The organism is Carnobacteriaceae bacterium zg-84 (assembly GCA_013874835.1).
GTDB lineage: Bacteria > Bacillota > Bacilli > Lactobacillales > Aerococcaceae > WM01.
In genome coordinates, this window is record CP059430.1 from 1,611,941 (window position 1) to 1,625,356 (window position 13,416).

Annotated in this window: 12 protein-coding genes and 2 tRNA genes; 1 reads left to right on the plus strand and 13 read right to left on the minus strand. The window is 33.3% G+C overall.

Annotated elements, in window-relative coordinates; genetic code table 11:
• Position 1: 1 nt before the first annotated feature.
• The 11 genes from H1220_07630 to H1220_07680 all read right to left on the minus strand — a co-directional run bounded on the left by H1220_07630 (position 2) and on the right by H1220_07680 (position 9,478).
• A complete protein-coding gene (locus H1220_07630) occupies positions 2 to 1,603 on the minus strand; it encodes a GHKL domain-containing protein (protein ID QMI85553.1) in 1,602 nt (533 codons plus the stop codon).
• Between the two features lie 104 nt (positions 1,604 to 1,707).
• Entirely contained in the window at positions 1,708 to 2,406 is a 699-nt protein-coding gene (locus tag H1220_07635) for a M15 family metallopeptidase (protein ID QMI86689.1), read from the minus strand.
• Between the two features lie 31 nt (positions 2,407 to 2,437).
• Positions 2,438 to 3,799 (minus strand): phosphoglucosamine mutase, encoded by a 1,362-nt coding sequence (locus tag H1220_07640; GenBank protein QMI85554.1) that lies wholly within the window; start codon positions 3,797 to 3,799, stop codon positions 2,438 to 2,440.
• Positions 3,800 to 3,830: 31 nt separating this feature from the next.
• Positions 3,831 to 4,781 carry a hypothetical protein gene (locus H1220_07645; GenBank protein QMI85555.1) on the minus strand — a complete coding sequence of 317 codons (951 nt, stop codon included), beginning with the start codon at positions 4,779 to 4,781 and terminating at the stop codon, positions 3,831 to 3,833.
• 1 nt (position 4,782) lies between these two features.
• Positions 4,783 to 5,667, minus strand: a complete 885-nt coding sequence (locus tag H1220_07650; GenBank protein QMI85556.1) for a TIGR00159 family protein — start codon at positions 5,665 to 5,667, stop codon at positions 4,783 to 4,785.
• A gap of 434 nt (positions 5,668 to 6,101) precedes the next feature.
• Positions 6,102 to 6,173, minus strand: a tRNA-Gln gene (locus H1220_07655).
• A gap of 20 nt (positions 6,174 to 6,193) precedes the next feature.
• Positions 6,194 to 6,274 (minus strand) — tRNA-Tyr (locus H1220_07660).
• Positions 6,275 to 6,448: 174 nt separating this feature from the next.
• Entirely contained in the window at positions 6,449 to 6,793 is a 345-nt protein-coding gene (locus tag H1220_07665; protein ID QMI85557.1) for a glycine cleavage system protein H, read from the minus strand.
• A gap of 9 nt (positions 6,794 to 6,802) precedes the next feature.
• The gene (locus tag H1220_07670) at positions 6,803 to 7,156 is read right to left on the minus strand and encodes a Spx/MgsR family RNA polymerase-binding regulatory protein (protein QMI85558.1); all 354 of its coding nucleotides are present in this window, start codon (positions 7,154 to 7,156) and stop codon (positions 6,803 to 6,805) included.
• Between the two features lie 27 nt (positions 7,157 to 7,183).
• On the minus strand, positions 7,184 to 9,028 hold the full coding sequence (mutL, locus tag H1220_07675) for a DNA mismatch repair endonuclease MutL (protein ID QMI85559.1): 1,845 nt from the start codon (positions 9,026 to 9,028) through the stop codon (positions 7,184 to 7,186).
• A gap of 15 nt (positions 9,029 to 9,043) precedes the next feature.
• The gene (locus H1220_07680; protein QMI85560.1) at positions 9,044 to 9,478 is read right to left on the minus strand and encodes an 8-oxo-dGTP diphosphatase; all 435 of its coding nucleotides are present in this window, start codon (positions 9,476 to 9,478) and stop codon (positions 9,044 to 9,046) included.
• Between the two features lie 107 nt (positions 9,479 to 9,585).
• Between H1220_07680 and H1220_07685 the strand changes: the two genes are divergently transcribed.
• Complete coding sequence (locus H1220_07685; GenBank protein QMI85561.1) at positions 9,586 to 10,479, plus strand: haloacid dehalogenase-like hydrolase; 894 nt, start codon at positions 9,586 to 9,588, stop codon at positions 10,477 to 10,479.
• Positions 10,480 to 10,603: 124 nt separating this feature from the next.
• On the opposite strand, the gene H1220_07690 is transcribed toward H1220_07685, so the two are convergent.
• Entirely contained in the window at positions 10,604 to 11,248 is a 645-nt protein-coding gene (locus tag H1220_07690) for an ABC transporter ATP-binding protein (protein ID QMI86690.1), read from the minus strand.
• A gap of 10 nt (positions 11,249 to 11,258) precedes the next feature.
• Complete coding sequence (locus H1220_07695) at positions 11,259 to 13,343, minus strand: hypothetical protein (GenBank protein ID QMI85562.1); 2,085 nt, start codon at positions 13,341 to 13,343, stop codon at positions 11,259 to 11,261.
• Between the last annotated feature and the right edge of the window lie 73 nt (positions 13,344 to 13,416).

The following is a 13,416-nucleotide window of genomic DNA, read 5'->3' on the forward strand; positions in this document are numbered from 1 at the left end:
CTTATTCCTCCGTTATTGGTAACTCAATATTTATTCGTGTTCCTTTATCTACTTGACTAATCACATCAATCGTTCCACCATATTTTTGAACAATTGTTGCGACAGCTTCTAACCCATATCCTCTATTTGCCCCTTTTGTTGAATAACCCCTTTCAAAAATAATCTGTTTTAATGTCTCCGGAATACCTACTCCAGTATCTGTGACGGTACATAATACAACACGCTCGTCATCATTAGCCATCAAATAAACTTCAATCGTTTTTGTTGGGGTTGATTGTACAGCTTCCATAGCATTATCAATAAGAACACCTAAAATAATTGTTAAATCATGATATAAAGTATCTCTTCCTGCTTTTTGCTCAATCGCTGAATCAGAGTCAATCGTAAACGTAATATGTTGTTGACTTGCTTCTCTTGATTTACCAAGCAATAAACCAGTAATAGCAGGTACTTTTATTGTGTCTGATATATGCCCTATTTGTGCATGATAATCTTGTTTTAAATAGCTAATGTAGCTTTCAACTTCATCAAATAATCCTAAATCAATCAAGCCTTGCAAAACATGCATTTGATTCATAAAATGATGATTTTGAGCTCTTAGGCTATCATTATATTTTTCTGTTCCACTTAATTCTGTAATGAGTTGTTGCATATCAGATTGGTCCCTTAATGTGACAACAGCTCCATATAATTTTCTATGTAAATAAATAGGATTGCTATTCATTAAAAATTCTGTATCATTCACAATCATTTGCATATCGTGTTTAACTAGCTCTTTTTCTAAAGCATTTTTAAAAAATAAGTCGTATAAATCTTCTGGTAATGTTTTTCCTACTTCTAAAGACACTTTTATATTGGCTTTTTTTAATAATGCATTGGCACTACTATTGGCAAAAATAATACGTTTATCCAGCCCTATTCCTATAATCCCTTCGGTAACATGCTCTGAAATAAGTTCTTTTTCAATAACCGATTGAGCAATTTCTTCGGGTTCTAAATTTAACAACACTTTTTTTAACCATTTTGCAAAGAGTACTGCCAAAATCACCGCAACAAATAATCCTATACAAAGTGCTGTTAATAATTGAAGTTGTGCTTTCCAAATTTGAGCGGACACAGTTTTCTTAGTATAGCCTACACAAACAACACCAATAATTGTACCGTCGTCATCATAAATAGACGTAAAAAATCGAATACCTTCTCCCAGCGTTCCTTTTTGTTCGCTATAATGATCACCAAGTGTTAATGTTGCACTAGCATCTTCAACATTTGAAAAAACACCTCCAACTAAATCAGAGGTCGGATGCGAATAACGAATGAAATCAATATCCATGACAACAATAAAATCAACTTGAGTTAATTTCATCACATCTAAAGCATATTCTTGAACAAATATATCTTGTTTTCTTGATTTAATAATATCTTTTATTTTATCATTTTTTGAAACTAATTTTGCTGTTGATTTGATTTCTTCGGCAATGACATCATTTTCGCGTGTATAAATGTATTCACGCATAAACAAGGAGGTCATAAATAAAGAAACTGCCACAACAGAAACCATGAGTACAATCAATTTTGGGAGAATACCTATTTTTTTCATCATGCTTCATTCCTTACATCATTCACTTGATATTATATCTTTATTTACAAAAAGCCTTGTATCTATTATAGGCGACATCGTCTATATAGAACAAGACTTTTTATTGATTATTCGTAATTCCCACCTGACACATTCAAGTATTCTTCTAAAGACTTACCTGATTCGTAAATTTCACCAGCTTGCTCTCCCACGTAACGAATATGCCAAGGTTCAGCTTGGTACCCTGTGAATGCTTCTTTTCCTTTTTGAAATCGAATAATGAAACCATATTCATGTGCATGGGTTGCTAACCACTCAACCGCTTGTGTATCATCTGGAGAGTCACCTAGTAATTGTCCGCTACCATTTAAAATATCGAATGCCAACCCTGATTGATGTTCACTATATCCCGGACGTGCAGAATAGGTGTCTGCCATTTCTACACCATCACGTTTTACATAATTACCATATACTTCTTGTTGATATTCATAACTTCTAAAACCACTATATTGGTCAGAAATAGAAAATCCTTGAGCTTTCATATCCGCTTTTAAACGTTCTAATGCTGCTTTTGCTTGTGGATCTTCACCTTTATTATACGTGCTAGGTAATGGGTGCTTTTTATTCACGACTAAAATGCCATTCACAATTGTTACACCTTGTTCTTGGGCAACTGTTGTTGTCGTATTCGATACATTTGTACTAGATGCTTTTGTCGTTTCAGACATACTTTGGCTTGATTGCTCCATTTTAACACTTGGTTTTTGCCATAAAAACCATATTGCTATAACGCCACTTAAGATTACTAAAACACTGATAGACATCATTATTGGTAATTTACTTTTTCTTGCATGTCGTCTACTCATTTGACAATCCAATCTCTCTTTCTACCACTTCTGCAATACGGTGCACATAGTCATCACAAAGCTCCTGCGTTGGTGCCTCTGCCATAATACGTAATAAAGGTTCAGTCCCCGACGGACGTACTAAAATGCGTCCCTCTCCATTCATTTCTGACTCAACTTGTTCTACAATTTCTTTAATGGCTGGTACAGACATCGCTTCATGTTTATTTGATACACGAATATTGACTAATAATTGTGGATATGTTGCAACTTCCGATGCTAATTCAGATAAAGTTTTACCAGTTTGTTTCATGACATTTAATAATTGGACACCCGTTAAAATACCATCTCCAGTCGTATTTAAATCTAAGAAGACAATATGCCCAGATTGTTCGCCACCTAAATTATAGTCGTTGGCACGCATTGCTTCAACGACATATCTATCGCCAACGGCTGTTTTTACTGTGTTCATACCAGCTTCTTCAATAGCTTTATGGAAACCTAAATTACTCATGACTGTTGATACAACGGTATTTTGTTTTAATAAGCCTCTTTCATATAAAAACTTACCACAAATAAACATAATTTTATCTCCATCAACAATTTGTCCCAACTCATCTACGGCAATCAAACGGTCACCATCTCCGTCAAATGCTAACCCAACATCTGCTTGATTATCCAAGACGAATTGTTGTAAAGCTTGTGGATGTGTAGAACCAACATGATTATTTATATTAATACCATTTGGTTTATTTCCCATGACAAAGAATTCTGTTTCTAAATCAGCAAATAAATTAGCTACTAAAGGTGTTGTTGCTCCATTTGCAGCATCCAAACAAACACGTAAACCAGATAAATCTCCTTCAATAGTTGACGCAACAAATTGTGTATACTTCATACTACCTTCTAGATATTGCTCTACGGTACCTAATCCGTCTGCACTTGGTCTAGGCAATGTGTCTTCTTGCTTATCTAGTAACGCTTCAATTTCAAGTTCTTGTTCATCTGATAATTTAAAACCGTCTGAACCAAAAAACTTAATACCATTATCTTCTGCTGGATTATGAGAAGCAGAAATCATCACACCTGCAGCAACGTTTTGCACACGTGTTAAATATGCTACAGCAGGTGTTGAAATGACACCTAATTGCAATACTTCAATACCTACTGATAATAAACCAGAAATCAGTGCTTGTTCTAACATTTGCCCTGAAATACGAGGATCTCTTCCTACTAATACACGTGGGTGTGTTTCTTGTGAAGCATGCTGTAATAAAACATATCCTCCACATCTTCCTAATTTAAAGGCTAATTCAGGTGTCAACTCACTGTTTGCTAAACCTCTAACACCATCTGTCCCAAAATATTTACCCATTTTCTTCTCCTTATGTTTCATTTTGTATAGACTATTGTTTTTCTACTTTTATCGTTGCTGTAATCGGCTGAGGATTACTAATTGTTACACCAATAGGCACTAATACTGTTGCTTCTAATGTTTTTGTTTCTGTTAAGTCACTAACATTTATAGTCGCAGAAATTCTCGTAATGTCTTTTAATTTATCGGCTGTTCCTAATAACGTCAACTCAGACACATTTTGACTTTCAACGGTATACGTATAGCCTTCTCTTTGTCCTGCCAGTGTGATATCAACTGGTACTGTTTGTCCTTTTTTATAAATTGGTACAGTAATTGACACATTTTTATCAACTTTTACATCTAAAATATTGCCATTTTTATCTTTAACAACAACAGACACATTATCTTGTGTAAATGTCTCTGTTTTTGTAGATGATACTGTAATCGTTGCTGTCACCGTATCTATTTTCAAAATCGTATCTTCACTTCCTGTAATGAATACAGTAGACGGCGATACTTCAACAGCTCCCATCACATAGCCATCCGACACAATACTTTTATCGACCAAAGGCGTTACCGGAAATGTTTTTGTCATACGTTTACTCACAATAATATTTGATTCATAGGGTTGAATAGTCCCAATAACACCATTCGGTAAATCTGTTAATTTATACCGAATAGTTGTACTCCCGTTTTCCACAGTGGCTAAATCTTCCGTTTCAACATTAATCGTTTGATTACTTAATTGAGAAAGAATATTTCGTGGACCTTCTAAAGAAACGACAACATGTTCCGGTAATCCAGAGATATATTTACTATTTGAAGAATCTTTAATACGAATTGGTACATTTGTAATAATTTTTTGTGTTGTGACACTCGCTGAACTATCAATATTTGTCGTTAAAGCATCATGTCTTGAATAAATAAAGCTAGCTAAAAGAACAGATAGTAAAAAAGAAACGAATACCACAATATATTTATTTTTCAACCATTTTTCCATACTAGTGTTCTCCCCCTTTTAAAAATTCCATTATTTTTTTAAGGAAGTGCCCTTTTGCACTAGCTATGCCAATTTGTTCATGATTCAAATGACTTTCTAAAATACGTCGTAATTCTTCTTTTGTCAAGTTCCGATGAATATCTTGATGATGTGTAACACTAATATGTCCCGTTTCTTCAGAAACAATAAGTGTTAGAGCATCACTCACTTCACTTAAGCCAATAGCTGCACGATGCCTTGTCCCTAATTCTTGTGGAATATTTGGATTTTCAGATAGTGGTAGCACACAACTTGCCGCAACAATTCGATTTTCTTTAATAATAACTGCTCCGTCGTGTAGTGGTGTATTTGGAATAAATAGATTGATTAACAGTTGACTAGAAATATGTGCATCTACGCTGACACCAGATTGAATATACGGATGTAATGAACTTTGTTTCTCAATACTAATTAACGCACCAATGCTCCGCTTAGCTAAATATTGTGTTGCTTCTTCTAGTGCATCAATCACATACAGCGTTTCTGACTGTGCATCTTGTTTTTTCTTTTTGAAAAAATTGTTTTGCCCCAGTTGTTCTAATGCTCGTCTGATTTCCGGTTGGAAAATAATCACAACTGTAATCACACCCCATGTAATGACTTGATCAATAATCCAACTCATCATCAAAAGATGTAATAAATTACTTACAAACTTAATTAAAACAATGACTAACACACCTTTTAAAACATTGATTGTTCGTGTGTTTTTAGAAAATGTAATTAACAAATAAATCAAATACGTCACAATAACAACATCAATGACATAAGATAAATTACTTAAAGATAATAAATTATTTATATCCACACTCGCCACTCCTTGAAAAATATCATATACAGTATACCACATTTTAACCCAATCGTTGTAGAAATATTCATATTCAAGCTTTTAAACACTTATGACCAAGCTATTTTTATACAAATAAACCTACAAAAAACCACTATGGTGCAGCACCACAAATTCGTGGTGTTGCACCATATTCACGATACACTCTGCTTTTATTTTTAACGAAAAACAAAATCATACGGATAATTTCTATTTACCAACACTATTTACTGTAAAACCCATCATTTAACAAAGAACCACATTTTCCTAGTACATCATAAAAAACAACGAGTACCATTCACTACCTATATGCTCACTATTTCTCTGTACCAAAATGATTCGGCATAAAGCCTACAAACGAAAAGGTGTTGGTGACTTCCTTTTGGAAGCCACCAACACCAAATACTATAAGCCAAAATAAACACAAAAAAAGACCTGTACGATTGCACAAGTCAAAACTGGGGTAGCTGGATTCGAACCAACGAATGACGGAGTCAAAGTCCGTTGCCTTACCGCTTGGCTATACCCCAATCATTATTGTATTGAAAAATGGGGAGAGGCAGATTCGAACTGCCGAACCCTAAGGAGCGGATTTACAGTCCGCCGCGTTTAGCCACTTCGCTATCTCCCCGTTGCTCTCAAACACAATACTCGAATATTCTATACTATTTTTTTATACTTGGCAATACCTTTTTTTAAATTCATTTATTTTTAATAATAAATCTACTTTTGTCTTTATGTTTATCAATGAAGAACATTAGTATACCTTCTCGCATAAATTAAACGGTATCTTTATTTCGTCTTTTTAAGATAAACCACTGGTATCTTTTAAAGATTGATATGCTTCATCATCAACCTGATCAATATACGCAATCCAATTATCATCTTTTGATTGACTATTTAATAATTCTGGATGTTTTTCTAGTGCTTCATGCCATTTTAAAACATGTGCATTTAATGGCCCTGTCAATTCTGTCACAGCCTTAGATGCTTCAACACCCATAAAAGATTCTTCCGTACTAATGGTATCTTTACTTAAAAATTCTAAAAATGCGATGTCACCCAAATCATCTTGTCCTTTTTCAGATAAGCCAAACCAATAGTGTGTGTCTATTTTTTCTACCCAAAAACCATTTTCACTATATTTCATCTTAAAGTCCTACTTTCCCCATGCTTCTTCTAACGTTACTTCTTTTGCACCAAACGAGAACAAAGCCCCCTCAATAATAACTGGGCGTTTAATCAACATACCGTCACTGACTAATAAATCAATTACTTCATCAATTGATAAAGTATCTAATTTGTCTTTTAATCCAAGCGCTTTATATTTTTCACCTGATGTATTTAATACTTTTTTAACAGGCATTCCTTTTTCTTTTAACACATACTCAAAAAACGCTCTATCCGGAGTTTCTTCTTTAATATTGTGTGTATGATACGTATACCCTTGGCTGTCCAACCATTTCAATGCACGTTTTGCCGTTGAACATGTTAAATGTGTGTAAACTTCCATTTTTTCTCCTCTTTTCTTCTCTATCTCTTATCTATCTTGAATACGTTTAAACATTTTTTCTAAATCGGTATGACTTAAATGAATTAATACTGGTCTACCGTGCGGACAATTGTACGGATTGTCACATTTAGCTAAATCGACTAACAACGCTCTCGCTTGTTCCTCATTTAAATAATAATTTGCTTTTATTGATTTTTTACAACTCATCATAATCGCTGTATCTTCTCTAAACTTAGCAATAGATACGTTCCCTTTTTCCAATAACATCGCAATCAAGTCCCGAATGGTATCTTCAAGTTGCTCTTCTTTTATCCACATTGGATGCTCTTCTAAAATAAAACTTGTTTGCCCAAAAGGTTGGAGCGTAATACCAACTTCTTCTAATACCAACTGTTTTTCTTTAATCATTAAATAATCATTCATTGGGTAATTTAACACTAACGGCATTAACATACCTTGCTTTTCTTGTCCCAATTCACCAATTTTTTCACGGTAATACTCATATTTAATACGCTCTTGTGCTGCATGTTGATCAATCATATACAGACCATCTTGATTTTCAGCAAACAAATACGTCCCATGCATCTGCCCAAAATAATGCAATTCTGGAAAACGATTCTTACTCTCTAACGTTTTATAAGACGCTTGTGTTTCCTCAACCATTTCTATATGAGTGGATTGAGAATTATCGACAAAAACGGGTAATTCGTCTTTTCCATTTTTTGAAATAGAAATACTATCATCTTGTACGTTGTCGTATGATACATAAGGTATTTCTTGAACATCATCTACCGGTTTTTGCGTTTCTAGCATGAGTGGTGCAATATCAATATCCGTTTGCTCACTATCTTGTACAAATCGTTTTGGTATACTTGACGGAATACGTACTGTATCATTCATCACTTGACTAATAGCTTGCTTAATTAATAGCCCTAGCTCTTTTTCTTTACTAATTCTCACTTGTTGTTTCGTCGGGTGAACATTAACATCAACCAAAGCATAATCCATTGTAATATCTATAACAGAAATAGGGAATCTGCCTATCATTAATTTGGACTCATATCCTTCAATAATGGCATTGGAAATGGCATAATTTTTAATATATCTTCCATTGACAAAAATAGACATATAATTCCGATTAGATCGAGTGACTTCTGGTAAAGTCGTATACCCTTTGACTTTAAAGTCCAAATCTTCTGCTTCAAAATATTTCATTTGTCTAGCTATTGTTGGACTATATACACCTGCAATCGTTTGTTGTAACTGTCCATTTCCAATCGTTTTTAACATTTGGTTCCCGTCACTTATCAATGTAAACGCAATATGTGGGTGACTAAGTGCTAAGCGATTGATTAAATCAGCAATATGTGCTGTTTCCCGTTGTAGTGTTGCTACAAATTTTAATCGTGCTGGTGTATTAAAAAATAATTGTTCAACAGTAATACTTGTTCCTTTTCTGGAAGATGAGTACGTATGTTCAATGACTTCTCCTGCTTTTAACACCAAATGTGTCCCTGAATGTTCACCTGTTGACGTATCCAACGTAATATACGACACAGAAGCAATACTTGGTAAAGCTTCTCCTCTGAAGCCTAATGTTTTAATACGAAATAAGTCCTCTTTTGTATAAAGTTTACTTGTTGCGTGCCGTTTAAACGCTAGTAAAGCATCTTCTTGTTCGATACCATCACCATTATCAATCACTTGTATCTTAGACAAACCACCTTCAGAAATATGCACGTCAATTTTTGTACTATTGGCATCAATGGCATTTTCAATCAATTCCTTAACAACTGATGAGGGACGTTCGACAACTTCTCCCGCTGCAATCTGATTTGTGAGTAAAACAGATAATTCTTGAATTTTGCCCATTATCTCACCTACTTTCTAATATAGTATATGTTCTCCATTCAATGTATAGTGGCACTCTGTTTTTTCCGATAAAAACAAAGGTAGCATATCTAAAAAACCTCTCGGCGTGTTTTCTAGTGTTAAATGCTCTAAATTCATCCAAGATACTTGTCCTTCTTGTTCATTTTGAACCAATTCACCTGAAAAAGAACTTGTTTTATAGCATAAAACAACTTGTAAATTTCCTTTTTTATCAACATAGTCTTTGACACCACATAATACGACATCAGAAATATCTAATCCTGTTTCTTCTTTGACTTCTCTGACGACAGAATCGTGCATACTTTCAAACGGTTCCACGTGGCCTCCTGGAAACGCTAATCCAGTCCACGTTTTTACTCGATTTTGCACCAATACTTGTTTCGTATGTGTATCTTGAATCATACACATATTTGTCAATATAACATTCATCACAGCACCTCTTCTTATGCTATTAAGCATACCAAAAAAGACAAAAAAAGTCATACATCTCGCTTTTTTTATGGTAAAATATACACATATTATGAGGAGGCGGATACATGAAACGTTTAATTAGTTGTTATGCAAGTGATTTAAAAAATATTTCTAAAGAAGACTTAAAAATAGCCATATCTTCAAGCGAAGGAAGAACCATTTTAGCTGAAACGGTTGTAACCGCTGCACCTTTATTAGAAGGCGTCAGCAATACCGAAGTAATGGCAACTTTCGGTGCAGATTTAATTGTTTTAAACGAATTCGATGTCTACACACAATTTATAAATGGATTTTATCCTTGTGAAAATCCTATTGCAGAAATCAAGAAATTAACAGGTCGACCTATCGGAATTAACTTAGAACCCGTGGATGAAACATTAGATGTTTTGGACGAGAAAATCGTTATTGCGAAAGGGCGTAAAGCAAGCATTGATACGTTCAAAAAAGCAAATGAATTGGGTGTTGATTTTATTATGTTAACAGGAAATCCTTCAACTGCTGTTTCAATGGAAGCTATTAAAAAAGCTATTGTACTTGCCAAAGACCATTTTAACGGTTTGATTTTCGCAGGAAAAATGCATGGTGCAGGATTATCGGAAAACATTATTGATGTAGATATGCTAACAGCATTTATTCATGCTGGAGCAGACGGTATTTTAATTCCAAGTGTTTCAACAGTTCCATTTGTCACAGAATCATTGGCATTTGCCGCAAGTCAAGAAATCAAAAAACTAGGTGGCTTGGTTATGTCCACCATTGGAACTAGTCAGGAAAGTGCCGACGAACAAACGATACGTTCATTCGGTTTAAGCAACAAACGTATTGGAGCAGATATTCATCATATTGGCGATGGAGGATATGGTCGTATGCCATTGCCAGAGAACATTATGGCTTTAAGCATCGCTGTACGCGGTAAGCGTCATACTTACTTCAAAATGGCACAATCCGTTGTGAGATAATCACAGAATCATTGAAAAATGAAAAAATGGTGTTTTGACATTTTAAGGTGTCAAAACACCATTTTTATCCTCCTTTTACACGACAAAATAAATATATCAATACTACCTCTTGTGTAGTATTTAGTTAATACGGCAAAGAATCTAATGTAATCACTCTATCACAGGCTTTAGCAACCACCGAATCGTGCGTGACAATAATCACTGTTTTACCTAAATGATTTAGTTCTCTTAAAATAGTTAACACATCATCTCTATTTTCATCATCCAACGAGCCAGTAGGTTCATCGGCTAAAATAATCGTACTTGGTTTAATCATTGCCCTAGCAATCGCAACCCTTTGCTGTTCTCCACCAGAAATTTCAAAAATTTTCAAAGATTCATAATCTAGTAATCCAACTTTTTCTAAAGCTTCATGAATAATTTTTTTCTTTTCGTTTAAAGATAGTTTCACATATTTTAATGCCATCATCAAATTATGTTCTACTGTTAAGTAATCTACTAAAGCAAAATTTTGGAACAAATAAGAAATTTGTTCACGTATAATTTGAGTAGCCTGTTTCGTATTTGGTTTTGGTGCTTTGTTCCCATTCAAAAAATAGGTGCCTGAATCTATCTCCTCAATCAATCCTATCATATTTAGTAATGTTGTCTTTCCAGAACCACTTTTCCCAATAATAGCAACCATTTCTCCTTTTTGTATCTTTAAAGAAAATGAATCAAAAATTGTTTTATGTTTAAATGTCTTTGTTAAATGATTTAATTTTATCAATGTTGTCATGTTATTCCTCTCCTTTCAACGCTAAAGTTAATGCTTTTCCCTCGCCTTTTTTAATCAATGATAAAATCATCAATATATCTAATAAAACCAATACACTATAAACGAGTAAAGTAACAACGCTAAACGATAATAATATCAATTCAACAAAAGCAAATATATATATCAAGCCAAAATATATAAATTCTAATTTATATCTATCTATGAGTGTATATCCTAAAAGCCTAGATACTAAAATCTCTTTTTTCTTAGACATTAAAATAATAAGAAGAATAAAATAAGATGCTAAACTACTGACAACTATTGCTAAAAACGACCCTATTACCCAAACAAAAACAGAAGAACTAGAGATAGCCAATCTATCAGAAAAACCTGTTGTTAAAACATTGGCGAACTCGATTTGATTTAATTCAAGATGATGATGTTTAATTGCCTCTTGAATAGCTTGTTTATTTTTTTCATTGTCTAAAACTCTAATAGGATTACTAATAGCACTGTTCCCTAAAAATATACTCTCTTTATTCACATATTTATCTTGTAAACAAATCAAGATAGGATTCATCACAAAACCATTGTTATACCTTTCCATTTCAATATTTTCTGAAAAAATTGGCTTTTTATTTTCTGGATAGTATATTATTTGAACTGGTAAATCTTTTAATTGTAAATGAAGAAGAGATAATACTTTTTCTTCTTTTTGTTTTAGTATTTCTGGTACTAAAACACTAATACGTTGAGTAGTAAAAATATTTTCCTCATTTTCTATCGAAAAAGGTAGCCGCTTCATATAATGTTCATTGATTGTTCCTATATTTACGTATTCCCCTGTTTGATTGTCTAATTTTATACGACCCATTCTGATATATTCCGCATTAGCTGTTTTCTCTAATTCAACAAATAACTGACCTAGTTTCTCTCCTAATGTGTCATTCCCTTGTAATCTATCTTGAAATTCTGATGAAACAAAAGTATAGTTTGATAATGTCATGTATTGCTGTTGTTGTTCATACACCTGTCTAATTTGAATATCATGATAAAGTTGTTTTATATGAGAAACCATTGATGGCAATAATGCTATTAAACCTATAAAAACAAAAAACTTCAAAAGATAACTAAATCGGATAGACAATTTAAAATGCAAGAAATTTTTCAATAAACGTGAAATACTTATTTTTCTGATTAAGATAAATGATACTCCCGAAAGACACATACAACTAAACAATAAACAAAATTGCCAGCATAATAATGCTATAAAATGTTTGAAACTGCTATTTGGAATAAGTATAATTGCTATGGTTGATACCGTAAAAATATTCACAATAGAAAATAACACTACTCTTTTATTTAGCTCTAACCAAATATGAATTGATTTCACACCAAGAAGTTTCATCATTCCAATTTCACGTAAACGAGAAATCGGATAGAAAACACTAACTAAACTAAATATCGCAAAAGCAATGACTAATAAAAAGGCTCCAATAATAAATAATGTCCCCTCATCATATCCTTTTTCATACAAAGGTTTCAACAAGCTATCTTTTGATACACCGAATACGTTGGCTAATTCCTGATAAATCATTTCTTTATCCGCTACTTTGCCTATAAATTGATACTCACCATCACTAGAAATCAATTTATGTTGTTGATAAAGATTATCTAGTGTTAATAGTTGCAATTTATCATCATTAAACAAGTCCCGAATGATTCCAATTTGATTTGACATATTTGTATCATAAGTAGCGATAATTTGATTGTTTTTGATTACTTTTTCACCGGACAACATATCAATATCTAATGCATTGAAATAGTCTTCACGAAAAACCCCTGATTTATACATCATATCCACATTATTTTCAAATACTATATCTGTTCTTAAAAAACTCACTTTATATGTCTGTGACAATTCTTCTAGTTTCTTTATCATTTCTTCAACATCGACTGATGAGTGATAGACGTGAAAAGCATTTGCATCTACTCCATTAAATTGTTCATCCATTTTTCTATGGTCCATTGTTTGTTGGTGGAGCATAAACATTACACATAAAAAGATAGACATAACAAACAATAAGCTAGTTAGTATCTTCTTCATTTTTATTCCTCCTTTTAAACCGACTTGTTATCATAGCAAAAGTATTTTAATGTTATCCAATATGTTATATGTA